This is a genomic window from Neisseriaceae bacterium CLB008, assembly GCA_041228285.1.
Lineage (GTDB): Bacteria > Pseudomonadota > Gammaproteobacteria > Burkholderiales > Neisseriaceae > JAGNPU01.
The window spans coordinates 3140039-3164701 of the sequence record CP166133.1 but is presented as its reverse complement, the minus strand read 5'-3'; the positions used below and the strand labels follow the sequence as shown (position 1 = coordinate 3164701).

The 24663-nt window shown below is 51.0% G+C and carries 27 protein-coding genes; 5 read left to right on the top strand and 22 right to left on the bottom strand.

The window, feature by feature from the left end; translation table 11 throughout:
* Nucleotides 1–189: 189 nt before the first annotated feature.
* From ccsB to AB8Q18_14735, 3 genes are all read right to left on the bottom strand, one after another.
* On the bottom strand, nucleotides 190–1380 hold the full coding sequence (ccsB, locus tag AB8Q18_14745) for a c-type cytochrome biogenesis protein CcsB (protein ID XDZ51405.1): 1191 nt from the start codon (nucleotides 1378–1380) through the stop codon (nucleotides 190–192).
* The gene (locus tag AB8Q18_14740) at nucleotides 1364–3325 is read right to left on the bottom strand and encodes a cytochrome c biogenesis protein ResB (GenBank protein XDZ52946.1); all 1962 of its coding nucleotides are present in this window, start codon (nucleotides 3323–3325) and stop codon (nucleotides 1364–1366) included. Before AB8Q18_14740 ends, ccsB begins: the two co-directional genes overlap by 17 nt.
* Nucleotides 3326–3469: 144 nt before the next feature.
* On the bottom strand, nucleotides 3470–4081 hold the full coding sequence (locus AB8Q18_14735; protein XDZ51404.1) for a cytochrome c: 612 nt from the start codon (nucleotides 4079–4081) through the stop codon (nucleotides 3470–3472).
* A 149-nt stretch (nucleotides 4082–4230) separates the two neighbouring features.
* Between AB8Q18_14735 and yihA the strand changes: the two genes are divergently transcribed.
* Nucleotides 4231–4893: a ribosome biogenesis GTP-binding protein YihA/YsxC gene (gene yihA / locus AB8Q18_14730; protein XDZ51403.1), complete on the top strand. Its 663-nt coding sequence runs from the start codon at nucleotides 4231–4233 to the stop codon at nucleotides 4891–4893.
* A 74-nt stretch (nucleotides 4894–4967) separates the two neighbouring features.
* Here the strand turns inward: yihA and AB8Q18_14725 are convergent, their stop codons facing one another.
* Nucleotides 4968–5417, bottom strand: a complete 450-nt coding sequence (locus AB8Q18_14725; protein XDZ51402.1) for an OsmC family protein — start codon at nucleotides 5415–5417, stop codon at nucleotides 4968–4970.
* 313 nt (nucleotides 5418–5730) lie between these two features.
* Here AB8Q18_14725 and trpS point away from each other — a divergent pair, with 313 nt between their 5' ends.
* Complete coding sequence (gene trpS, locus AB8Q18_14720; GenBank protein ID XDZ51401.1) at nucleotides 5731–6726, top strand: tryptophan--tRNA ligase; 996 nt, start codon at nucleotides 5731–5733, stop codon at nucleotides 6724–6726.
* A gap of 66 nt (nucleotides 6727–6792) precedes the next feature.
* On the opposite strand, the gene AB8Q18_14715 is transcribed toward trpS, so the two are convergent.
* The 15 genes from AB8Q18_14715 to brnQ form a co-directional block, all read right to left on the bottom strand.
* Nucleotides 6793–7080, bottom strand: a complete 288-nt coding sequence (locus tag AB8Q18_14715) for a hypothetical protein (GenBank protein ID XDZ51400.1) — start codon at nucleotides 7078–7080, stop codon at nucleotides 6793–6795.
* A 147-nt stretch (nucleotides 7081–7227) separates the two neighbouring features.
* The gene (locus tag AB8Q18_14710; protein ID XDZ51399.1) at nucleotides 7228–7878 is read right to left on the bottom strand and encodes a site-2 protease family protein; all 651 of its coding nucleotides are present in this window, start codon (nucleotides 7876–7878) and stop codon (nucleotides 7228–7230) included.
* Nucleotides 7879–7917: 39 nt separating this feature from the next.
* A complete protein-coding gene (locus AB8Q18_14705) occupies nucleotides 7918–8538 on the bottom strand; it encodes an L-threonylcarbamoyladenylate synthase (GenBank protein XDZ51398.1) in 621 nt (206 codons plus the stop codon).
* A gap of 9 nt (nucleotides 8539–8547) precedes the next feature.
* Complete coding sequence (locus tag AB8Q18_14700) at nucleotides 8548–9378, bottom strand: PHP domain-containing protein (GenBank protein ID XDZ51397.1); 831 nt, start codon at nucleotides 9376–9378, stop codon at nucleotides 8548–8550.
* Nucleotides 9368–9553, bottom strand: coding sequence for an oxidoreductase-like domain-containing protein (locus tag AB8Q18_14695; protein ID XDZ51396.1), 186 nt, complete (start codon nucleotides 9551–9553; stop codon nucleotides 9368–9370). Before AB8Q18_14695 ends, AB8Q18_14700 begins: the two co-directional genes overlap by 11 nt.
* A complete protein-coding gene (locus tag AB8Q18_14690) occupies nucleotides 9546–9773 on the bottom strand; it encodes an RNA-binding S4 domain-containing protein (GenBank protein XDZ51395.1) in 228 nt (75 codons plus the stop codon). The genes AB8Q18_14695 and AB8Q18_14690 overlap by 8 nt, the downstream gene beginning before the upstream one ends.
* Nucleotides 9774–9885: 112 nt before the next feature.
* Nucleotides 9886–10305 carry a hypothetical protein gene (locus tag AB8Q18_14685; GenBank protein XDZ51394.1) on the bottom strand — a complete coding sequence of 140 codons (420 nt, stop codon included), beginning with the start codon at nucleotides 10303–10305 and terminating at the stop codon, nucleotides 9886–9888.
* Between the two features lie 237 nt (nucleotides 10306–10542).
* Nucleotides 10543–11001: an aspartate carbamoyltransferase regulatory subunit gene (gene pyrI, locus AB8Q18_14680; protein ID XDZ51393.1), complete on the bottom strand. Its 459-nt coding sequence runs from the start codon at nucleotides 10999–11001 to the stop codon at nucleotides 10543–10545.
* Nucleotides 11002–11011: 10 nt separating this feature from the next.
* Nucleotides 11012–11932 (bottom strand): aspartate carbamoyltransferase, encoded by a 921-nt coding sequence (gene pyrB, locus AB8Q18_14675; protein ID XDZ51392.1) that lies wholly within the window; start codon nucleotides 11930–11932, stop codon nucleotides 11012–11014.
* A gap of 230 nt (nucleotides 11933–12162) precedes the next feature.
* A complete protein-coding gene (locus AB8Q18_14670) occupies nucleotides 12163–13056 on the bottom strand; it encodes a polyprenyl synthetase family protein (GenBank protein ID XDZ51391.1) in 894 nt (297 codons plus the stop codon).
* The gene (locus AB8Q18_14665; protein ID XDZ51390.1) at nucleotides 13057–13290 is read right to left on the bottom strand and encodes an exodeoxyribonuclease VII small subunit; all 234 of its coding nucleotides are present in this window, start codon (nucleotides 13288–13290) and stop codon (nucleotides 13057–13059) included.
* Between the two features lie 680 nt (nucleotides 13291–13970).
* Nucleotides 13971–16649, bottom strand: a complete 2679-nt coding sequence (acnA, locus tag AB8Q18_14660) for an aconitate hydratase AcnA (protein XDZ51389.1) — start codon at nucleotides 16647–16649, stop codon at nucleotides 13971–13973.
* 307 nt (nucleotides 16650–16956) lie between these two features.
* Entirely contained in the window at nucleotides 16957–17607 is a 651-nt protein-coding gene (locus AB8Q18_14655; GenBank protein ID XDZ51388.1) for a hypothetical protein, read from the bottom strand.
* A gap of 66 nt (nucleotides 17608–17673) precedes the next feature.
* Nucleotides 17674–18462, bottom strand: a complete 789-nt coding sequence (locus AB8Q18_14650) for an inositol monophosphatase (GenBank protein XDZ51387.1) — start codon at nucleotides 18460–18462, stop codon at nucleotides 17674–17676.
* A 4-nt stretch (nucleotides 18463–18466) separates the two neighbouring features.
* The gene (brnQ, locus tag AB8Q18_14645; GenBank protein XDZ51386.1) at nucleotides 18467–19756 is read right to left on the bottom strand and encodes a branched-chain amino acid transport system II carrier protein; all 1290 of its coding nucleotides are present in this window, start codon (nucleotides 19754–19756) and stop codon (nucleotides 18467–18469) included.
* A 97-nt stretch (nucleotides 19757–19853) separates the two neighbouring features.
* Here brnQ and AB8Q18_14640 point away from each other — a divergent pair, with 97 nt between their 5' ends.
* The 3 genes from AB8Q18_14640 (at nucleotide 19854) to AB8Q18_14630 (ending at nucleotide 21970) form a co-directional block, all read left to right on the top strand.
* The gene (locus AB8Q18_14640) at nucleotides 19854–20579 is read left to right on the top strand and encodes a 16S rRNA (uracil(1498)-N(3))-methyltransferase (GenBank protein XDZ51385.1); all 726 of its coding nucleotides are present in this window, start codon (nucleotides 19854–19856) and stop codon (nucleotides 20577–20579) included.
* A 290-nt stretch (nucleotides 20580–20869) separates the two neighbouring features.
* The gene (locus tag AB8Q18_14635; protein XDZ51384.1) at nucleotides 20870–21496 is read left to right on the top strand and encodes a hemolysin III family protein; all 627 of its coding nucleotides are present in this window, start codon (nucleotides 20870–20872) and stop codon (nucleotides 21494–21496) included.
* 3 nt (nucleotides 21497–21499) lie between these two features.
* The gene (locus AB8Q18_14630) at nucleotides 21500–21970 is read left to right on the top strand and encodes a YchJ family protein (GenBank protein ID XDZ51383.1); all 471 of its coding nucleotides are present in this window, start codon (nucleotides 21500–21502) and stop codon (nucleotides 21968–21970) included.
* Nucleotides 21971–22278: 308 nt separating this feature from the next.
* Here the strand turns inward: AB8Q18_14630 and hslU are convergent, their stop codons facing one another.
* From hslU to AB8Q18_14615, 3 genes are all read right to left on the bottom strand, one after another.
* The gene (gene hslU, locus AB8Q18_14625) at nucleotides 22279–23598 is read right to left on the bottom strand and encodes an ATP-dependent protease ATPase subunit HslU (GenBank protein ID XDZ52945.1); all 1320 of its coding nucleotides are present in this window, start codon (nucleotides 23596–23598) and stop codon (nucleotides 22279–22281) included.
* A 42-nt stretch (nucleotides 23599–23640) separates the two neighbouring features.
* Nucleotides 23641–24186, bottom strand: a complete 546-nt coding sequence (gene hslV, locus AB8Q18_14620; GenBank protein ID XDZ51382.1) for an ATP-dependent protease subunit HslV — start codon at nucleotides 24184–24186, stop codon at nucleotides 23641–23643.
* A gap of 130 nt (nucleotides 24187–24316) precedes the next feature.
* Entirely contained in the window at nucleotides 24317–24601 is a 285-nt protein-coding gene (locus tag AB8Q18_14615; GenBank protein XDZ51381.1) for a hypothetical protein, read from the bottom strand.
* Between the last annotated feature and the right edge of the window lie 62 nt (nucleotides 24602–24663).

Sequence of the window (24663 nt, the reverse complement as noted above, 5' to 3'; positions counted from 1 at the left end):
GGTTGCCTAAAATTTGTTACATAACACAGGCACAATGCGCCGTCAGCGCAGTGTGTTGCAGCCAAATAGTCCTCGTTCGGGGTCCAGGGTCGTCGTCCATGTGTTATACAAATACTCTTAAAAGAAAGCCAAATATTATCATGATTTATTCAAAAATGACAAATTTGTCATGCGTTTATGGCGAATTTACTACAGCGTGCCGTATGAGTGCAGGCCCGATAGGAAAATATTCACCCCGATGAAGGCAAAGGCAGTAATGAATAAGCCAATGATCGCCCACCAAGCCAGAATACGGCCACGCCAGCCCGCCACCAAACGCAGGTGCAACCAAACCGCGTAGTTCAACCACACGATTAAAGCCCAGGTTTCTTTCGGGTCCCAGCTCCAGTAGCGGCCCCAAGCATCAGCAGCCCACAGCGCGCCTAAAACGGTGGCAATGGTAAAAAACAAGAAGCCCACGGCGATGACTTTATACATCACTTCATCGATGATCTCAGCCGCAGGCAGCAGGCCACGGCCTTTATTGTTCAATACCAACAGTTCGGCAATCCCCAACATGGCGGCGATACAGAAGGCGCCATAGCCCACAAAGTTAGCCGGCACGTGAATCTTCATCCACCACGACTGCAAGGCTGGAATCAAGGGTTGAATCTCATGAGCGTCTTTTTCAAAGCTGTACCACAATACAAAACACATGGTCACCGACATGAATAGGTAAACAAAGGCGCCCAAGCGTTGCACCTTAAACTTACCTTCATAGTAAAGGTACATTAAGGCCGTGATCACCATGAACAGCACAAACACTTCATACAGGTTAGACACCGGAATGTGGCCGGCGTCCGGACGCAGTAAATAACTTTCATGCCAGCGCACCAATAGGCCGATCATGCCCATGGCAGCAGCGGCCCAAGCCATACCGCTACCCATGCTCAACAAGACGTTGCCCGATGCTTGTTCACCCGCCTTAGGGCGGCCCACAAACAGGCCCACTACGTAGCAGCCAAAGGCTAAGAACGTCAGCGCCGCCTGCCACATAATGGCGGCTTGGCTAGACACTAAATACTGCAAGAAGAAATTGCTTTCGCCATTGGCCATCGCCCCTTGGTAGGAATACACCCCCAAGTAGGCCGCTAGGCCGCAAATCACGGTAAATAGACGCAGCGGCTTATCGAACCAGCCCAGTAGGATGATGCCGACGGTGCTGCCCCATAAAATCGCTACCTCATACACGTCCATGTGATGGGCAATGACTTTTTGCGCGAATAAAGCTGCGCCGATGATGAGGGCGGCAAACACCCAGTCAAACCAGCTTAACGAACCCAATAACGATTTTTTGGTAAGCAGTGAGTGGGCCTGTGGTTTATTATTTTGCTTGGTCATGGTTTAAATCCTTAGCCAATTGGTTTAGTTTTTCTGCGTGTTCCGGACATTCTTTATCTAAATCACGGGCATGGCGTGTCGCGCTCATGGCCATACGGACGCCATCTTTGCCAAACCAGAGCCATAGGCGTTTTTCGCGCATATAGAACATAAAGATGGTGCCTAAAATCAGCAATACCGAACCGACGTATACCCACGTTTGGCCAGGAGAGCGGGCCAACTGTAAGCCTGACGATTGTAATTGCTCAAAGTTTTCTAAATGCATGTACACCGGTGATTTAATTTCTTGCAGCGCCGTTAAGGCCACAAGCGCATTCACCACAAACTGGCCACGGCTGGCATCGTTAGGCCAGGCTTCTTGGCCATTGGCGGCCATAGACACGTCCAGTAAATCAGCGCCCACGCCGTGTAAAATGCTCACGAACAGCGCGCCCATGTCTTGCTGCTGCTCAGGCGGAATATTGGCTTTCACGAATTCATCGATGCCTAAATAGCCTTTGTTCTCGACGAATAAACGCATCACGTTTTTCACCGCCAAGATAAACTGTGGCCGCATGCGTGGCTCTACTTTAGCCGTGGCACGCTCAATCGCGGCATTGAGCTGGGCGGGATCGGCCAAGCTCTTACGGAAATTCATGAAGGTATCAATGCTGCCGTCGCGGTCGGCAGGGATGCGCATCCAGTTATACGGCTCGCTCACCACCGTGCGCTCGCCCAACACAAAGTAATCCACGCCTTCTTGCGTAATCGGCAGCATGTACTGCATATACTCTTGCGCTTGGCCTGCGGCATCACGGATTTTATAGGTGATGCTCGGGCCGATATTGCTCATGGTTTTTTCTTTGGTCACCGCCCGAACGTCTTTGATTTTCTCATTCAAAGTACGCGCTTTCGGATCTTTTTGATCAAAGTCTTCCACGTTGATCATGCTGAATTCAGCAAACTCAATGGTGTATTTTTGGTCGCCTAAGGTCAGCGGAAAGGCATTCATCGAGGTGGCATTCATCACCGCGGGCGCCAATGCGGGCTGGCTTAAATCCCAAGTTCTGAAATTCAGCTTCGAGCCGCCATCGCCGAAGCTAGACTGATAGATGGTGATGCCTTGCACGGTTAAAGGATGGTTCACGCGAATCGTGGCCTCATGCTTTTTACCGCTTTCGGTTTCGGTCACCTCAATGTCGCTGGCAAAGTTTTTCGGCATGCCGGTATTATAATAGTCGACGTGGAATTCTTTCAGCTTAACCGTAAACGGCAGCTCTTGTACAAAATAGCCTTTGTCGGCATTTAAAAACACCACGTTGGCGCTGCCGCCTTCAGGCAACATCACGTCGCCACGAAACGACAAGGCATCAGGCCCAATACGGCTTTCAGGCTTAAATTCACTGGCCAAAAGCGTGGTCGGATCGGGAACCAAACGTCCAGTTAACATGTTTATTTTTAACAACATATTACTGTCGATCAGGCCGCCCAAACAAATCACCACCAGTGCGGCATGGGCAAAAATGTAGCCAAGTTTACTGGCACTGCCCTTTTTAGCGGCCACCAGAATGTCGCCGTTGTCCTGCACTTTTTCTTTGTAGCTAAATCCCTGCACCTCTAAATACTGCTTGGCAACTGCGGGATCAAGAGCCTCGTTCAACACCACCGAATGCTTCATCGCTTTCAGCGATTTTTCGGTCGCCTTAATCCGATAAGAGCGCATGTCCTTCAGAAAGGGAGGCGTATTACGAATCAAACACAGCGTGGTGGAAATCACCAAGAACAGCATGATCAACACAAACCATGCCGACGCATACACATCGTATAGGCCTAAAAATTTAAAAATTTCATACCAAAATGGGCCAAACTTAAAGGCATAATCGGTCATGGCTTGGGCCTGCTGTAACACCGTGCCCACTACAGACGCAATGCCCAAAACGGTCAGCAAAGCCACGGCAAAGCGCATTGAGCTTAAAAACTCATACACGGCCTTGCCCTTAAAAGAAGATTTTTTCGGTTTCATCATAGCTCAAAAGAAAAAAAAGGGACGCTCATTCGCGACCCTTTCGATTATACCTGAAATTACTGGAACCAACCTGATATCACAGGATTATTCTAAGCCTTGAAGGTAGTTCGCCACCGCAGCGATCTCTTCATCATTCAGACGATTAGCAATTGGATCCATCATATTGTGAGAACGCTGACCGCTTCTAAACGCCGTCATTTGCTCCACTAGGTAATCAGCGTGCTGACCACCAATGCGTGGGTAGGTGTCGGGCATGCCGGCGCCGTTAGGGCCGTGACACGACATACAGGCGGGTACTTTTTTGTCCGCGATGCCGCCACGGTATACTTTTTTACCCAAAGCCACATTCTTGTTTGGGTCGGTCTCACCAGGCTTGGCCTGTTGGTGAGAGAAGTACGTTGCCACATCCCAAATGTCTTGATCAGACAAACCTTGTACCATAGGTACCATGGTGGCTGATAGACCGGTGGTGCGTTTGCCTTCTTTAATGGCAACCGTTTGGGCATGTAAATAAACCGCGTGCTGCGCCGCTACACGTGGGTAAATAGACAAGCCGCTGTTACCGTCTGCTGTATGGCAAGCCACACAAACAGTTTCGGCAATTTGCTTACCGCGGGCAATATCCCCTTTGGGTGTCGCGGCCAAAGCCACGCCAGACAACGCTAGTGACACAGCCACTAAGGTAAAACGTTTCATGAAGCGCTCCTAATTAGCAATAGATGAAGCGTAAGTCAGACAACCTAACCTCAAAATACTCTCAAAATACTCAACTTAGCCTAGTTTAATCTAAACTAACTCTATATAAACGTGATATTCTATACCAACTTCAATCAATTATTCTACCCATGAGCCTATTTCAAAACGCAAAATTTTTTACAACGGTCAATCATCTGAAAGATTTGCCGCCTACTTCTGCTGAAATTGCCTTTGTGGGCCGCAGTAATGCGGGCAAGTCTAGCGCCATTAATACACTCACCAATCACACTCGTTTGGCTTATGTATCAAAGACTCCGGGCCGTACCCAACACATCAATTTCTTTGAATTAAGAAATGGTCACTACATGGTTGACCTGCCTGGCTACGGGTACGCTAAAGTCCCTGAGGCAATTCGGGCACACTGGGTGAATTTACTCGGACAGTACCTGCAATCGCGTACTTCTTTGATTGGTCTGATCCTCATCATGGATGTACGCCACCCACTTCGAGAGCTGGATCAAAGAATGTTGGACTTTTTTGCCACCACGGGACAACCCGTGCACATTCTGTTGTCCAAGTCTGATAAATTATCCAAGAATGACCAGATTAAAACCTTGTCTGCAGTCAAGAAAGCGTTAAAACCTTTCTCTGATCGTCAACAAGTGACCATTCAGTTGTTTTCTAGCCTCAAAAAACAGGGTATTGACGACGTCAACACCGTTGTTGAAGCCTGGTTCCAGGCCCATGATGAAGCTATGCAGGCCAAGGCAGCACCAGAAGACGACGCCGAAGCCACGCCAGACGCGGAATAAACGGCTTAAAAACGGCCCGACTGATGAACCATCAGTCGGGCCGTTTGCGTTTGCTGGTCGCCTTAAGCTTCGATTCAGCCACGCGTCCAATGCGTTTCTAACGCCACATTGGCATCGCGCAAAAGATTGTAAATCGGGCAGCGCGTGGCTACCGCGGTTTTCAGCGCCTGTAGGCGCTCCTCAGACTCATCGGTTTTAATCTGCACCGAGAAGATCAGGCTTTGAAAATGAGTCGACACGTCCGGCTCGCCCATCAAACCACGTAGGTCAATCACGCCCTTGGTATCAAACGACAGCGCGCTAAAGCGAAAACCCAGCTCTTTCGCAATCAGCGGAATCATCACACCCTTACAGCCGTTTAAAGAAGCCACCAAATACTCCAAAGGGTTCGGCCCTTGATTGTCACCGCCCAAGACGGCGGGTTCGTCCATCACCACCGGGGCAAAATCACGAATTTGACTGTGGGTCTGTACGCCTGACTGCCAATGGCTGCGGGCGGCTACGGCTAATGTGTGGGTACTCATGTCGCGTCCTATTCCGTTTTTTAATGTTTATTAGGTTTCGCCATGATAAAAGACATGAAGCCATCTGTCAATCTAGACGTCTATTTATTCTCAGTTCCTGACTTGACAGCATTTAAACGTTTGATTTAACCTTAGTCTATGAACCTACCCGCACCCCTATTTACTTTTGCCCGTTGGCAAGGCCTGCACCTTTGAATCGTGCGGTCTTCGTTTTGTGCGTGGTAGCAGCCTAAGCTGCCAACCCAATAAACCAAAAACCGCCTAAAGGCGGTTTTTTTAATGATTCATGTTACCCATAGGACTCTTTAGCATCATGAAAACGATTTTTTCAGGCATTCAGCCCAGCGGTACCCCCACTCTTGGCAACTACGTTGGTGCATTGAGCCAATTTGTCGACATCCAGCACGATTACGACTGCTACTTCTGCATCGTTGACCAACACGCCATCACCGTGCGCCAAGATAAAGAGGCGCTGCGCGCCAACATCCGCTCGCTGGCGGCTCTGTATCTGGCCTGCGGCCTGGATCCTGAACAAGTCACCCTCTTCATCCAGTCTGAAAACCCAGCCCATGCTCAAGCCGGCTGGATGCTGCAGTGTATTGCCTACATCGGCGAACTAGAACGCATGACGCAATTTAAAGACAAATCGCGCTCAGGTCGCGCCGCCAAAGAAGGCGTCAGCGCTGGCCTACTGACCTACCCACCGCTGATGGCCGCCGACATCTTGTTGTACGGCACCGACATTGTGCCCGTGGGCGACGACCAAAAGCAGCATTTAGAGCTGACCCGCGACCTAGCAGAACGCTTTAATATGCAGTACGCGCCGATTTTCACCATTCCCGAAGTGAAGATGCCCAAAGTAGGTGGCCGCGTGATGTCGCTGCAAGAGCCCACCAGCAAAATGAGCAAAAGCGATGAAAACCCTAAAGGCTTTATTTCGCTTTTAGATACGCCAAAACAAATTGAGAAAAAATTCAAGAGCGCCGTCACCGACTCAGAAGGCATCATCAAATTCGACGTGGCCAACAAGCCGGGCGTCAGCAACCTCTTAAGCATTTATTCAACCTTAAGCAAAAAGAGCATTCCTGAACTAGAAACCCAGTACGAAGGCCTAGGTTACGGCGCTCTGAAGCAAGACTTGGCCAATGTGGTGATCGACCTGTTGACGCCGCTACAGGAAAAGCGCGAACACTATTTGAACTCACAAATCCTTGACGACATCTTGGATAACGGCGCCGAAAAGGCCCGCAACAAAGCCAACGAGATGCTGTTTAAAATGGAACGCGCCATGGGCTTAGGCCGCCGCTAAGCGACCGTCACACCTTGATCAAGCCCAAACCCGAGCCCAGGCTCGGGTTTTTTATGGTCAGCGTCATCAGAAGGCCATTGATTTGGTGAGTAAACGCAGCCGACCAAACCACTCGGAAACGCCAAAGCAAAATCTGCGTGGGTCACGACCCACCCTACGCATCACGGCAAGCCAGTGTAGGGTGGGTAAAGCGCAGCCTACCCACCATTTCAACCGACCAAACAAGCCCAAACACAAAACCGCGCGGGTCACGACCCACCCTACCAAACACCATACGGCCGACGTAGGGTGGGTAAAGCGCAGCCTACCCACCAAAACACCCTGCAACGCCAATGCAAAACCTACGTGGGTCACGACCCACCCTACCAAACATCGCTCGGCCGACGTAGGGTGGGTAAAGCGCAGCCTACCCACCAATACCATCCGATGATGCCCAACAAAAAACCCGAGCAAGGCTCGGGTTTTTCTGGTCTACCGTTCAGGCATCTGGTCCAACAGGCCTTACATAAACATTTGCGGAATCAACAGCGACAGGCTGCCAATCAAGGCCACGATCGGCATCATGATTTTACCTAAGAGGCCGGTGATCAATAAGCCTAAAATAATCCACGTACCGTAAGGCTCTACTTTTTGGAACTGCATCGATTGCTTCGCGGGCAAAAACGTGTCCACGAAACGACCACCGTCTAAAGGCAATATCGGCAACATATTCAAGGCAAACAACACGGCATTGATCAAAATACCGTATTGCGCCATGCGGTACAGCGGCTCTTGATACTCATAAGCAATGTGGGTCGACAGGCCCATGATCAACCCCCAAATCAAGGCCATCACCAGATTAGAGAGCGGCCCAGCAATCGCCACCATGCGCATGCCCATACGCATGTTTTTAAAGTTACGCGTGTTGATTGGCACGGGCTTGGCCCAGCCAAAAATAAACGGCGTAGCCATCAAGGTGATCAGCGGTACCAAAATGGTGCCGACCGGGTCAATGTGTTTAATTGGATTAAGGGTTAAACGACCCAGCATCTGGGCAGTGTTGTCGCCATAGTGCTTGGCAGCATAGCCATGCGCCGCCTCATGAACGGTAATGGCCAGTAACACTGGCAATAAGGCCAATAAAAAAACACCTAGGTCAAAATTTTGAAACATGATGGTGGTTCTCGCTCTGTGAGTCGTGATGAATGAGGCTTATAGCCCAAAAATACTGCTGTCGCCCTTGCCTTGGCGGACCAACTCAACGCCATCAGTCATGTCGATGACGGTGGTGGGCTCTTGGCCACACCAACCGCCGTCGATGATGACGTCGACGGCATGGTCTAGGCGGTCTTTGATTTCATAAGGATCAGTTAAAGGCTCCTCATCCTCGGGCAGCATCAGGGTGCAAGACAGCATCGGCTCGCCCAAGGTGGCGATTAAGGCGCGGGCGATGTCGTTGTCGGGCACCCGTAACCCAATGGTGCTGCGCTTAGGATGTTGGGTACGACGCGGCACTTCTTTACTGGCCTGCAAAATAAAGGTGTAGCTGCCCGGCGTGGCTGCTTTGAGCATCCGAAACTGGCTGTTGTCGACTTTGGCGTACGTGCCTAAATCGCTTAAATCAGCGCACACCAAGGTTAAATGATGTTTGAGGTCGATCTGGCGAATGGCCAAAATGCGGTTCATGGCGTCCTTATTGTCTAAGGCACAGCCAAGGGCGTAGCAAGAGTCGGTTGGGTAAACCACCACGCCGCCCTTTTTAATCACGTCAGCAGCCTGATCAATCAAGCGCTGTTGTGGGGTTTCGGGGTGTATCGATAAAAACAAAGCCATGAGGCCTCCTTAATCAAACTGGGTCCAAATGGGCCGACAAATTTTCGGTAACTCTGGCGGGCAGCCCATTTTACGGCCGCCTTCACCTTGGGCATGAAAATCACTGCCGGCGCTGGCGTAAAGCTCAAACTTATCCGCCATTAGGGCAAAATTAATCACCTCATTGAGGCTGTGGCTGCCGCTGCTGACTTCGATGCCCACACCACCGGCCTCTTTAAATTCTCGTACCAGCTCTCTGAGCGCCGTGGCGCTGACAGTATAACGACCAGGGTGGGCGATCACCGCCACGCCGCCGGCGTCGTTAATCACCCGCACCGTGTCTTCTAGCGTCGCCCAATCATGGGAGACATAGCCGGGCTTGCCTTCGCCTAAGTATTTTTTAAACGCCTGCTGCATATGCTTCACGTGGCCGGCCTGCATCAAATAGCGCGCCATGTGGGCACGGCCTACCATTTCAGGATTACTGGCCAAGGCCAGAGCGCCGTCATACAGGCCATCAATGCCTTTTTTAGCCAGTTTTTCCGAGATCCGCCCCAATCGCTCCAGCCGCCCGGAACGCACGGTGGCCTGATGCGCCAACAAGGCCTCATTCTGATCGTCAAAGTTCAGCCCCACAATGTGGATGCTGCGACCACGCCAGGTAATCGAGGCTTCGGTGCCGTTGATGAAGCGCATGCCTAACGCTTCTGCCGCCGCGCGCGCTTCGGCTAAGCCGCCGGTATGGTCGTGATCGGTCAACGACACCATGGTGGTGCCGTTTTCATGCGCCATCGCCATCACCTCGCTGGGGCTATGGGCGCCATCGGAAACGGTCGAATGACAGTGTAAATCAACGCTCATGCTCATCCTTAGCGGCTGCAGCAGCCTTAATGGCCTGCTGCTGGGCTTCATAAGCCCGTTTTTCTTCATAATAAGTGTCCCACACGCAAGGCGTGCAGCCACTGCCGCAGCAGGCCCAGTCTTCAGGCGCCACAGGCTCTTCCAGCACAGGCGTCAAAGCGACAGGATCACTCATCAAATCCGGCTCGCACTTCAATCTTAAAGCCATCGCCGGTGACGATGCTGCCGGCCACAATTTTCGCCGTCTTACGCAGCTCTACCTGGCCATTTACCTTAATCAGGCCTTCGGCCACCATCATTTTGCCTTGGCCGCCGGTTTCGGACACGCCGACCATCTTCAATAGATTACACAAGGCCACATGAGGGTGGTCTTCTAAATAAAACAATTCATTCATCTGGGTTCTCAGTTACTTCAGACATCAATACACGATGTCTTAACGGTTAAAGGCGTCATTTTACGCTTAATTATTTGAATCACCTAATCAAAACCCATGCCTTTAATCAGGTTTAAGGGGCTTTTTTCGGTAAAAAAGACAGATCCATCACGTAGTTTTCCGGCGCATCGGGAATCACCTTCACGATGATTTTCTCAGGCAGGTAGGGCTTAGGATCAAATTCAATGGGATCGCTGCGAAACTGAATGATCTGACGGGTTTCTGGGTGCTCCCACACCGTGAAAATCTCATAGCGGGTGACATAATTGTTTTCGCCTTTTTTTCTGTCCCACGATCGCACGTGATCGATGTGGGTCGGCACTTCTACCCCATAGGCCTGCGCAGCCTGCTCATGCTTGTATTTAGGCCAGATCAAGAAAGACGTCACCAGCACCATCGCCGCGGCGGCAAGCCAAGTTGCAGGGTGAGGCAGCATTAAGGCCAACACCATAAAAATCAGGGTAACCACCACTGCCACAAGTAACATGGTCATTTGATGTCCTTTATCAGACCGGTAAAACAACAATTGTACTGAATCAAGGCCAAAACTCAAACCCCATAAATACATAAACCCCAGCTTAGTTTCAAGCTGGGGTCCTGAATACACTTTCCCATTTTTGTGGTAGTGTTTTTAGTAGTTTCTCCGGTCTTCTCTATGTACACTTGACGTGTTTTTTATATGAATAACATACCAGTCTTATGTCACTGATTATTCAGGACTCTAGTATATTTATTCAATAACAGCAACCATATCACGAGCAAAGGTCTTTTCGCAATACTTGCACTGCATTTTTGTTCCCGACTGTGAACTTTTTACGTAGAAATAGCTCTTCACCGGCTCATTGTGCGTGGCACAATTCGAATTAGGGCAAGAGAAAATGTCTTCGATGACTTCAGGCGACTCTAGGTGTAACTTCTTAGAAACCTCAAAGTTTTCAATTACATTCACGGTGGCGTGCGGCGCAAACAGAGCCAATTCATTGGCCTGCGTATCGCTGAAATGTACGTTTTCAACTTTAATCAAGTCTTTTGCGCCCATATGGCGACTATTTAGATTAAATCCAACAGTGACACGTTGTCCAAGCTGGTCTAACTTAAATAAACGCAGAATCGTCAGCGCTTGGCCTGCTGGAATGTGGTCAATAACGGTGCCTTCTTTTAAGGCTTCAACGTTGCGTGTGTAATCCATGTTCATCCCCTTATACCTCTTCGTTCAACACTAAAGCCAAGAGCGCTTGGCGGGCGTACACCCCGTTTTTGGCTTGTTCAAAATAATACGCATGCTGGGTTTTATCCACGTCAGGCGTGATTTCATCCACGCGTGGCAGCGGGTGCAAAATGCGCATATTGGGCTTGGCGTCGGCCAACATGTCGGCGCGCAGCACAAACTTACCCTGAATTTTCTTGAACTCATCTTCGTCAAAGCGCTCGCGCTGAACGCGGGTCATGTACAACACGTCCACAATCGGGATGATTTCTTCCAGCGACTCAACGATGCTGTAGCTGACATTAGCCGCATCCAACTCTTCGCAGATGTATTCAGGCATGGCCAATTGGCGCGGCGCCACAAAATAAAATTCACAGCCCCATTTGCTCAAGGCCTGAGCCAAAGAATGTACGGTACGGCCGTATTTCAAATCACCCGCTAAGGCGACTTTCAGGCCTTTTAAAGTACCTTGAGTTTCAACGATGCTGAATAAGTCTAACAGCGTTTGCGTTGGGTGCTGATTGGAGCCATCGCCGCCATTGATCACCGGCACGGCGCTGAACTCACTGGCCACGCGCGCAGCACCGTCTTTAGGATGGCGCATCACGATGGCGTCGGTATACGAACCGATGATGCGCATCGCATCAGCAATGGTCTCGCCTTTTTTAGCACTGGTGTTGCCGCCATCGGCAAAGCCAATCACGCGGCCACCTAAGCGCTGAATCGCGGTTTCAAACGACAGACGGGTACGGGTCGACGGCTCAAAAAAGCAGCTGCCGATCAGCTTGTCTTTTAACAGGTCATCTCTGGGATTGGTTTTCAGAGATTGTGCGGTGGTTAATACCAATTCCAACTCAGGAACGGTAAGCTGAGCAATCGATAAAATGTTTTTTTGATAAAGTAGATTGGCCATTAGCTTTCCTTGCTTTCATTGTGTGCAGGCAAAAAAATACCCCGAATAAACGGGGGATTTTTCATAAATACGGAAAATGGGAGAACGCTGCGGTTTCAGCAGATTCAATTACCAACACAGATCGTTCTCGCGTTGTCAGTCTTAAATACATCGTCGTTCTCTCCAATTAAACCCTCAGATTATGCCACGACTTTTCTGACTTGTCTCGATATTTTTAAACTATTTTACGCTTAATGCTGACGGAATACGACATAACGTGCCACGTTTTCCAATGCTTGGGCGCGTGCACCGAAGCCAGACAGCGCAGCAATGGCTTGTTCTGCCAAGCCTTCTGCGTAGGCGCGCGCCGCATCCAAGCCCAACAGCTTCACATAGGTCGGCTTGTCATTGGCTTCGTCTTTACCTGCCGTTTTACCCAAGGTGGCGGTGTCTTGCTCAACGTCGAGCACGTCATCAATCACTTGGAAGGCCAAGCCCAAGTAACGGCCATAGGCATCCAACTGCGCCAACTGCTCATCGCTCAGCTCAGGGCAGCTCAAGCCTCCCAATACCACCGCCACGCGAATCAACGCACCGGTTTTTAAGCCATGCATGTGTTCTAGCTGGGCCTGCGTCAGCATTTGCCCAACATTCGCCAAGTCAATGGCCTGACCACCAGCCATGCCTTCACTACCGCTGGCTACGGCCAATGCTCGCACCATGTGCAGCACGCGGGCGGGCGCCAGAGTACTGGCTTGACTCAACACTTCAAACGCACGCGTTTGCAAGGCATCCCCAACCAATAGCGCCGTCGCCTGATCATAGGCCACGTGGCAGGTTGGCTTACCGCGGCGCAGTAAGTCATTGTCCATCTCTGGCATGTCGTCATGCACCAAGGAATACACGTGAATCATTTCCACCGCGGCCATCGCCCGTACCAGCGCATCGGCATCATGCTCGCCCAGCTGCGCGGCGGCACTAGCCAGCAGTGGCCGTACGCGCTTGCCGCCATCTAAGGCGCTGTAGCGCATGGCTTCGTGTAGACGGCTCGGCGTCACATCATCGGTGGGTAAAAATTGGCCTAAGGCCAGTTCGGTCTGCTGCTGCGCTGCGTGCATCCAGGCTTTAAAGTTCTCAGGGGTCATTTACTCGTCCAAATCTAAGTCAGACAGCGTGTCGCCGTCTAAAACGCTTAATTTTTGCGCCACATCGGCCAGCTTCTGCTGGCAAAACTTAATCAATTCGCCGCCTTCTTGATAGGCTTTCAAAGCCTCTTCTAGGGGCATGTCGTTACTTTGCATGGCCTGCGTCAACGCTTCTAAGCGCGCCATAGCGGCTTCAAAGGTCAGGTTTTCAGGCGTATTTTGGGTCTCAGTCATGGTCTTGGCTCTGTCTACGTCAATGTGCTTCATTGTAACTGATTCAATCAAAACGTGGGCGGCGTTTGCTGCCACTATTGGCCGAATAGTGTTCATGCTTTTAGTGCGTAAGCATTCATGAGTGGTCAACTATGGTTTGTCGATTAGAGAAAAAATATCAGGTTTAATCATCTAAAAATAACCCTTTAGGTTTGAGTTTAAAGTTTGTTGATTCACTGATATCAATTTTATCTCACCACCTCAGCCTCCCAGTGAAGTACCCGTCCCCTTTTAGTCGCCGAGGCGGGTTCTATTGGCCCAGATAAAGCGGGCAAGACGCTTGTGGCGGCCGACCACGCTTTTATAGGAGGGCGCCGCTTTTGCACGCGCTGGGCCAATAGGTTCCGCCGAGGGAGCCCCCTTCAGAGAAGGGGGCGAATAAGCAGGGGTGGCCTTTTCTTTGCGTACTTTACTTTTGGCCACCCAAAAGAAAGTATGTCGCCTACAGGCGAAAGGCAACCTTTAATCAATAGCGAAATAACCGAAGCATTGTGAAACAAACAATTTCAAACAGTGGGCACGCTACGCCTTACCCACCCTACGGTTCAGCCGAGGCCTCTACCCGCCGAACGCAACGGCAAAACACAAAAAAACTGCTTCCGAAGAAGCAGTTCCTTAATCCATCACGCCATCAGATCACGCTACACCTGACCCAAAAGCTGACGCAACACATAATGTAAAATACCGCCCGCCTTGAAGTAGTCCACCTCATTCAACGTGTCGATGCGGCAAATCACCGGAATCTCAATCACTTCACCCGATTCACGCGTCACGACTACTTTCATGGCTTGGCCAGGCTTCACGTCGTCGTTCAAGCCAGGAATCGATACCACTTCACGACCGGTTAAATCGTAGGTAGCGGCATTTTCACCGGGTTGATACTGCAAGGCCAAGATGCCCATGCCGATTAAGTTGGAACGGTGAATCCGTTCAAAGCTTTCGGCCAACACGGCTTTAACACCCTGTAGGTTCGGGCCTTTAGCCGCCCAATCGCGGCTAGAGCCGCTGCCGTATTCCTTACCGGCTAAAACCACGGTTGGGGTGCCTTCTTCTTGATAGCGCATGGCTGCATCGTAAATCGACAGTACTTCACCGCTAGGAATGTGCTGGGTGTAGCCACCCTCTTTATCCGCCAGCATCTTGTTGCGGATGCGGATGTTGGCGAACGTACCGCGCATCATCACTTCGTGGTTACCTCGACGCGAACCATAGGAGTTAAAGTCGGCCGGCAATACGCCTTTAGACTGCAAATAGCGGCCTGCGGGTGAATCCTTACCGATGTTGCCTGCGGGCGAAATGTGGTCGGTGGTAATCGAGTCGCCAAAGTAGGCCAAAATACGGGCGTTATTGATTGGCCCTAACGGTTGAATCGGCGCCTCAATGCCCTCAAAGTACGGAGGGTGTTGAACATAGGTCGAATCCGCCTGCCATTCATAGGTTTGGCTATCGGGCACGGCAATCGCCTGCCAGGTCGCATCGCCATCGAACACGCCATCGTAGCCCTTACGGAACATGGCGCCTTCCACTAAAGCCACAGCATCGGCGATCTCAGCGTTACTCGGCCAAATATCGCGCAAATACACGGGCTGATTTTGGCCATCTACGCCAATCGGGTCTTTGGCTAAATCAATGCGGGTGGTGCCGGCTAAGGCATAGGCCACCACTAAAGGCGGTGAGCCTAACCAGTTGGCCTTCACTTGTGGGTGAATACGGCCTTCAAAGTTACGGTTGCCCGACAAAACGGCAGACACGGCCAAGTCATGGTCATCAATGGCCTTACCCACTGGCTCAGCCAAAGGGCCGGAGTTACCAATACAGGTGGTGCAACCATAGCCCGCTAGGTTAAAGCCCAGCTGGTCTAAGAACGGGGTGAGACCCGCTTTCAGCAGATAGTCTGTGACGACTTTAGAACCAGGCGCCAAAGAAGATTTCACCCAAGGCTTACGCGCCAAACCTTTTTCAACCGCTTTTTTGGCTACCAAGCCAGCGGCCATCATCACACTGGGGTTTGAGGTATTGGTACACGAGGTAATGGCGGCCAACACCACTTTACCGTGGGTCAATTCAAAATCCTGACCGTCTAGGCTCACTGGCACGCTGACTTCTTCATGATTGCTCTGGGTTTTCAAGAACTCATTGAACGCCCCTTGCACTTGGCTTAAGGCTACGCGGTCTTGCGGACGGCGCGGGCCGGCTAAACTGGTTTCCACCGTGCTCATGTCTAAATGTAGGGTGTCGGTAAATTCTGGCTCGTCGCCGGGCTCACGCCATAGTCCTTGAGCTTTGGCATAGGCTTCAACGCGGGCAATGAGGTCTTCTTCACGGCCGGTGAGGCGCAAATAGCGCAAGGTCACGTCGTCGACGGGGAAGAAACCACAGGTAGCACCATACTCTGGGGCCATATTGGCGATGGTGGCGCGGTCGGCCAAAGGCAGATCGGCCAGGCCGTCGCCATAAAATTCGACGAATTTACCCACCACGCCTTTGGCGCGCAGCATTTGGGTAACGGTCAACACGAGGTCGGTGGCGGTCATGCCTTCGCTTAGGCGACCGGTCAGCTTAAAGCCCACTACTTCAGGAATCAGCATAGAAATCGGCTGACCCAGCATGGCGGCTTCGGCCTCAATCCCGCCCACGCCCCAACCCAGTACGCCCAGACCGTTCACCATGGTGGTGTGCGAGTCGGTGCCGACTAAGGTATCGGGATAGGCCCAGGTTTTGCCGTCTTCTTCTTTGGTCCAAACGGTTTGGGCCAAATATTCCAGATTCACTTGGTGACAAATACCGGTACCAGGCGGCACGACTCTAAAATTATCAAACGCTTTTTGGCCCCAGCGTAAGAAGGCATAACGTTCATGGTTACGCTTCATTTCCATGGCCACGTTTAAATCAAACGCATTGGCCGTGCCAAAAGCATCCACCATCACCGAGTGGTCAATCACTAGGTCAACGGGCGACAAAGGGTTAATTTTATTGGGGTCGCCGCCGGCTTTTTTCATCGCTTCGCGCATGGCGGCTAAATCCACCACGGCCGGCACGCCGGTAAAGTCTTGCATCAAAACACGGGCAGGACGGTATTGGATTTCACGCTTGGATTGGCGCGTGGCCAGCCAGTCACGAATGGCCTCAATGTCGGCCAAGGTAACGGTTTTGCCATCTTCATAGCGCAATAGGTTTTCCAGCAACACTTTCATGGATTTAGGCAAACGCGACACATCACCTAAGTGGCCTTCGGCCTTATGAATGTCGTGATAGTGATACGTTTTGCTGCCCACGGTTAAGGTGGCTTCGGTATTCAGACTTTTTTGGTGCTGATTCATGGTTGTGACCTCCTATCATTATTTTTTATGGTACTGCGGCTGTTTCGATAACGACTTAAATCATGTGAACCACATCGGAGAAAACCAAAAAAGCACGCCTCACTTCAAAACGAACTGAGCCATGCTTTCTTGTTTTATTTGGTTTGGCAAGGCCGTGACGACAACGTCAGCGTGACGCATCCTAGGACGATAAATCCTCATCTTGATCTCCTTGCCAAATGGTTAATACGCAATCCAGCATACGCCATTTAACCTATTAAATCAAAGTATAGAGGTCAACAAATAGGGAATTCAATCGGGGCGATAGCTATTTAGGCGCATACTGCTGGCTGAGAATTCGCGCGAGCTCTGTGGGACGATCGGGGGTGTAATACAGCTCGGTAAAGATCAAGCTGTCGGCGCCGCGTAGGTGGTGCCAATTCTGATCGGTATCGACTAATTCACTGAAGGTGCGAGCAGGGCTATGGGCGCGTAAAAAGGCCTGCGCTTGAGCACGAGATAGGGCCACGTGGCGCTTCGGCGTGGTCCCGTAGGTGACGGATTGCTGTAGGCCCGTACCGGCGATCAAAGGCGTGACCTGTAGGTCTAGCCATTCCACTTCAGTATGGGTAAACACCTTCAAAATGCCATACAGCAGGGCTTGATCAACCAGCGCCTGTTTGATGTCGTCGCGGTCATCGGGCAACACCAGCGGGTGCAGCTTAATCACTAAATTATGAGTGTCGGCATGGCTAACCTCAAGGCTGCCGTCGCTGCGCTCATACAGACCACGCTCTTCAAACATCCGCACAGGATGCAGATAGGTTAACACGTCTTCGCTGCTGAAATAATACCCTGTCACCTCATGCACCACAACCGGCGTTACCGGCTGCACCGTTGTGCCGTCAATGCGTTCACCGCCCACATAATCACAGGCAGTTAAACCACTAAACAAGAACGCAATCAACCATGTCTTCAAACACAAGGGATACATAGGCTTTAATAACCGCATCAATAACGAGGGAATATAATATGATAATTGAGGCTATTGATTTTGTCGAATCCAGCGCAACCACGGCTTAAACAACTCAGGCTGTAAAGCAGCAATGGCGGAACGGTTCCAGACATTTTCGCCGCTCCAGAAGGCATCCCCTTCTAGCGTGGCCAAGAGGCCGCCGGCTTCTTCTAAAATCAAGGCGCCTGCGGCGTAATCCCATAGTTTTTGGCCGCCGTGTACGTACACGTCGTAGCGGCCAGAGGCCAAATAGCACCAATCCAAGGCACTGCTGCCCATGCTGCGCTGACTGCCACAAGGCGATAAGTTTTGAATGCGGCTGGCTAATTTACCAGAACGCAGATATTTGACCTCCACCCCAGCAATCGCTTCACTGAGGGGATTAACGGTGTGCTTCAGCGGTAGGGCCACGCCATTCATAAAGGCGCCGCCATCGCGTTTGGCGTAAAACATTTCTTGAGTGGCAGGATTGTACACCACGCCAAGGTGGCTTTTGCCGCCTTTGACATAGGCCACAGAAAGGGCAAAATGCGGCAGCCCATTGAGGAAGTTGGTGGTGCCATCAATCGGATCCACGACCCACACCCCCGCCTCATGCTGCTGCCACAAGTCATGCTGCTGCGCTTCAGTCATTTCCTCACCCAACACAGGGCAAGCCACAATGCCCCCTAGACGCTGGGCAAAAGCGGTTTGCGAAGCAATGTCGGCCTCGGTGAATAAAGAACCATCTTCTTTCTTCCCCCTACCGACGCGCAAAAACCGAGGCATCACCTCGGTTTGTGCAACTTCTCTGACTAAATTAATCAGCTGATCTAACACTCACTCATCCTTTGGCTCCGCGAGCCATATTGATTAGCCAACCCAATACTAAAGCAATGCCTGCTGGCAGCAACCATTCCATAGAAATGTCGCGGAACGGTAAAAATTCAATAGTACCCTTGGCAAAGACAGACAGCAAGCTAACCACCACAGTGGTGTACACCGTCATTTGCATGGCCAAACGGCTCACGGGCACGACTAGATTCAAGTACACCAAGGCAATCAATACAATAATAATGGGGTAAATCACCATCAGCACAGGGATAGACAGGCTAATCACCTGATTCAAACCCATGGTGGCGATCCCAAAGCTTACCACTGTAAAAAGCACGGCGTAAGTCTTGTAGCTGATCTTTGGATAAATTGATTGGAAAAACGCACTCACGGCCACGACCAAACCAGTAGCGGTGGTCAAACAGGCTAGGGTCACGATGATGCTCAACAGATAGCGGCCAAACGAGCCATAGGTCAGGGTTGCTACTTCAGTCAAGATGTAAGCCCCTAAGTTACCGGGCACTGCCGCAGCCTGTTCAGTGGTCAAAGCAAAGTGGTTACCTACCCAACCCAAAGACATGTACACCAAGGCCAAGCCAGCACCGGCGACCAAACTGGCCATCACGGTGTATTTAAACAAGCCCGTTTCGCGAGTCACGCCGGTGGCTTTCACCGCACTCATGGCAATCATCGCAAACGCAACGGCGGCGATGGTGTCCATGGTTTGATAGCCTTCAACGAAACCGTGGAAAAACGGTGCTTCGGCATTAAAGCTCGCCTGAGGCTCCGTCGCGCCAGGGCCTAAGACCATAAAGGCGCGCACGGCCAATGCAAAGATCGAGATCAACAGCATGGGGGTCAATACTTGACCAATACGGTCTACCATTTTAGAGGGGTTAATGCTCAGGTACAGCACCACGGCAAAGTAAATTGCGGCCGCAAGCGGCAGATAATTGGTATCTGTATTGCCAATAAAGGGCACTAAGCCCATTTCAAACGCCACAGTGGCGGTACGCGGAATGGCAAACAAGGGGCCGATGGTCAGATAGACCACGATGACCAAGATCAAACCAAACAAAGGGTGAACCTTACTGGCCTCGCCCTGAATGCCGCCTTCGTTAAAGGCACCGGCAATTAAGCCCAAGAGCGGCAGACCCACACCGGTGATCACAAACCCCAAAATAGCCCAGCTAAAATCGTTGCCGCTGGCCCAACCTAGGCTAGGCGGGAAAATCAAGTTGCCCGCACCAAAGAATAGGGCGAATAGCATAAAGCCAATCACCATTGTATTTTTAACCATACTTACTGACTCCAAAGACCACAGGTCTTCCTTCAAACTAATTAATTAAGCACAAAATTGATTATAATAAGACACCATTCGTCTTAAGTAGAACATTATGCCCCGTTTTTATTGCTTGTTTCCCATCGAAGTCGCACATACTTACCCCCTACCCGATGCCGTGGTGCGCCATATTCAGGTGCGTCGCCTACAGGTGGGTGACACACTTGAGCTGTTTAACGGTGATGGCCATGCCTATGCGGGCACATTAACCCACTTAGACAAAAAAAACGCCTCGGTGCACATCGACACGAAGCTGGCCACTCATAACGAATCACCTTTAGAGATTACCCTGATTCAGGCCATCTCTAGCGGCGACCGCATGGATTTCACCTTGCAAAAATGCGTTGAACTCGGGGTTAAACACTTCTTACCGGTCATCAGTGAACGGTCGGTGGTGCGCCTTCAGGGCGATCGTGCGCAAAAGCGGGTGGAGCGCTGGCAGGAAATTGTGATCTCTGCCTGTGAACAATGTGGTCGTACCACAGTGCCTACGGTTATGCCCATCATCCCTTTTAAGGAACTGGGTCAGCATCCCTTTGAACGCGACGCCCTGAAATTTATTTTAAGTATCGCTAAAAATCAAGGATTAAAAGCAATTCAGCCCACAACCACAACATTTTACCTACTGGCAGGGCCCGAAGGCGGCCTCACCGAAGCCGAGGAAGACGCGGCTTTTGCGCTGGGTTTTCAACCCATTACCTTAGGTCCTCGGGTTTTGCGTACCGAAACCGCCGCGATGTGCGCCGTTTCAGCCATGCAACTGCTTTGGGGTGACTTCTGAATCTAATGTTGTCCAGTATACGCATCAGCGGACATTTGCAAGCCTGAATTTCGCCTACTCGTCCACATTGTCCAATTTTATTTAAAATAAATGTGCAAATCGCTTAAAATTAAATCGTTTGGACTAACTTTTTCGTACAATTTGTCTCTTTTTTGCCAAAAGACGACATTTCGTCGAAAACATTTTTAACCTAAGCCGATAAAAGCGAGCAACTTTACTAGATAAATCGGATCAGAAGTTCTATAGTAAAGACTCTATACCGATATGGTTGAAAGGCGAAAACACCCTCTATGTATGCAAGTGAACGCTTTAATGCTTATAGCCATTTAATTGGCACCGTTCTGGCCATTGCTGGCCTCGTCATCCTGGTAGTCAAATCCAGCCTCTACGGTGATGCTTGGCGCATCGTCAGCAGCAGCATCTACGGCAGCACCTTAGTCATTCTGTACGGCTTCTCAACGCTGTATCACAGCATTCGCAGCGTCAAAGCCAAGCAAGTGCTGCAAAAATTTGACCACTGTTCAATTTATTTACTCATTGCCGGTAGCTACACGCCCTTCGCCTTGGTCACGTTAAATGGCCCTTGGGGCTGGACGCTTTTTGGCCTCGTATGGGGGCTTTGCGTCATCGGCATCATCCAGGACGTAACCATCTTTCGCAAAAGCCAAACCCGTCTGCTGTCTTTGATCATCTACGTATTGATGGGCTGGATTGTGCTGATTGCAATCAAACCGCTGATTGCGGCCATGCCCTTCTGGGGCCTATTCTGGCTGGTCTTGGGCGGCCTCGCCTACAGCATTGGCGTGTACTGGTTTGTGAATGATGAAAAGATCAAACACGGCCACGGCATTTGGCATCTGTTTGTCTTAGCCGGTAGCCTAGCCCACTATATTTGTATTTTCCTGTATGCGAGTTAATCCATGACCCTAATCGAGCCTCAACACCCCTGTCCTTGTGGACTGACCAGCCCTTACGCTGAATGCTGCGCCCCCTATCACCAAGGCAAGGCCGTGGCCCCCACCCCAGAAACCTTGATGCGCTCGCGCTACAGTGCGTTCGTGGCTCAGGATGCGGATTACTTAATCCACACCTGGCACGCCAGCATGGGCGTGGCCAAGTTTAAAGCAGAACTCGTGGCTGATTTTGACCACACCGAATGGTTAGGGCTAAACGTTTTGGCCAGCGCCACTGAAGGCGATGCAGGAATGGTGACGTTTGCCGCACGTTTTCGCGACGACCGCGACGGCCAAATCCACCTGATTCACGAGCGTTCGCGCTTTGTACGTGAGGATGGCCAATGGTATTACCTCGACGGCAACCAACCTAAAGTCGGCCGCAACGACGACTGCCCTTGCGGCTCTGGGCAAAAGTTTAAGAAATGCTGCGCCTAACGTCGGCAGCAAGCCCCAGCCCACGCGTCGCGTGGGCTTTTTTTATGGGGCAACCGGTGAGACCACATCCGTGGGTAGGCTTCGCTTTACCCACCCTACAGCGGCTTGCCATCATGCGTCGGGTGGGTCGTGACCCACGCGATTTTTGTGAATGGATCAAGAGACCACATCGGTGGGTAGGCTACGCTTTACCCACCCTACGGTGGTCACGGCCAACGGGGCTGTCATCAGCGTGGCGCACCCGAGCCCCACCCAGAGACGCAAAAAAGCCCAGAGCACGCTCTGGGCTTGGGCCAAACCAGACTAGATTACAGCACGTAGCGCGCCAAATCTTCTTGCTGGGCAATATTGTCTAAACGCGCATTCACGTAGGCCGCATCAATGATCACTTCACCGGCTGGGGCGCTGAACGACACTTCTTCCAGCAATTTTTCCAACACGGTGTGTAAACGGCGGGCACCGATGTTTTCGGTTTTTTCATTCACCTGGAAGGCGATCTCGGCTAGGCGCTGAATGCCCTCATCCAAGAACTTCAGTTCCACCCCGTCCACTTTCAACAGAGCCTCATACTGATGAGTCAAGCAGGCATCGGTTGCGGTTAAGATTTGTTTGAAGTCAGACACGCTCAGGCTGTTCAACTCCACCCGAATCGGGAAGCGGCCCTGTAGCTCAGGAATCAAGTCCGAAGGCTTGTTCAGATGAAAAGCGCCCGACGCAATGAACAAAATATGATCGGTTTTAATCATGCCGTACTTAGTCGTCACCGTAGTGCCTTCAACCAAGGGCAGAAGATCGCGCTGTACGCCCTGACGCGACACGTCTGAGCCTTGGGTACGGTTGCTGGTGGCAACCTTATCGATCTCATCTAGGAACACGATGCCGTGCTGTTCTACGGCTTTGACGGCCTCTTCACGCAGGTCTTCATCGTTTACCAGCTTGGCAGCCTCTTCATCGATGAGCAATTTCAAGGCCATGGCGACCTTCAGCTTTTGCTTCTTGGTCTTTTGATTGCCCATGTTTTGGAACATGCCTTGTAGCTGCTGGGTGAAGTCTTCCATGCCTGGAGGGCCCATGATCGACATATTGGCCGCGGTTTGAGCCACGTCGATTTCAATTTCTTTGTCGTCTAATTGACCTTCGCGCAGCATTTTGCGGAATTTTTGGCGGGTGCTGTTTTCTTCTACCTTAGGCGCAGGCTCATCGGCAAAGCCAACCTGACGCGGCGGCGGCAATAAAGCGTCCAATACGCGGTCTTCAGCAGCATCTAGGGCGCGATCACGGTTTTTCTTCACTGCGATGTCGCGCACGTTTTTCATCGCCACTTCGATTAGATCACGGATGATGCTGTCGACGTCGCGGCCCACATAGCCCACTTCGGTGAACTTTGTGGCTTCAATTTTAATGAATGGGGCATTGGCCAGGCGAGCTAGGCGGCGGGCAATCTCGGTTTTACCCACGCCGGTAGGCCCAATCATCAAAATGTTTTTGGGCACAATCTCGGTTTGCAACGGCTCGGCTACTTGGCTACGACGGTAGCGATTACGCAAAGCCACGGCCACGGCTTTTTTCGCGCCGTCTTGACCAATAATGTATTTGTTTAACTCATGTACAATTTCTTGTGGGGTCATCACACTAGACATGATTTTCCTTTAAGCGAGGGTTTGTCCGTTTTAGGCGTTGTCGTCTAAAACTTCTAAAATATGGTTACCGTTGGTGTAAATACAGATGTTACCCGCTATTTCCAGCGATTTTTTCACAATCACTTCGGGGGCTAAATCGGTATTTTCAAACAGGGCCGTGGCCGCTGACTGGGCAAACGCGCCACCAGAGCCGATTGCGGCAATGCCTTGTTCAGGCTCGAGCACGTCGCCGTTACCGGTAATGATTAAGGTGTTGTCTTTATCCGCCACGATGAGCATCGCTTCGAGGCGACGCAAGGCGCGGTCGGTACGCCATTCTTTGGCCAGCTCAATCGCAGACAGCACTAAGTGGCCCTGATGTTTTTGCAATTTGGCTTCAAAGAGTTCAATGAGGGTAAACGCATCTGCGGTACCGCCGGCAAATCCTGCTAAAACTTTGTTGTTATAAAGTTTGCGCACCTTACGTGCGGTGGCTTTGATGACAATGTTGCCTAAGGTGACTTGGCCGTCCCCTCCGATGGCAACGTGATTGCCTCGACGCACAGAGATAATCGTTGTGCCGTCAAATTGTTCCATAATGTGTCCTTTGTTTCTAGCAAGAGTCTTTTATAAATAGGGCCATTCTGTTTTTTTTCAAGACGGTGACGACGAACATAAAAAAGCCGCTTTCTGTCTAGACAGAAAGCGGCTTTTTAGGGTTTTAGCCTTATTCAGCTGATGCGTGCACGCTTTGTACCGTATACAAAGGCATGCCGACTTCTTCATTCTTGGCCAGCTTCGAGCGCGGCACGCCAGCTGGCGCACCCTGTTCGTGTGGGCTCACCCACTCAAACTCACCTTGGAAACGGCCAACTAAAGCGATTTGGTCTAACGACACCACCTCAAACACCAATAGACTGCTGCCCCCTTCATCGTCTCGGACCCAAACCACATCACCTGGCTTAATTTCGTCAACGCTAAAGGTCTGTGGACTTCTTTGAATTGAGATCATACTCACCCCCTACACACTTAACTGGTTATGGTCAGACTACGTGTGCTCACCGTTTAAAGGTG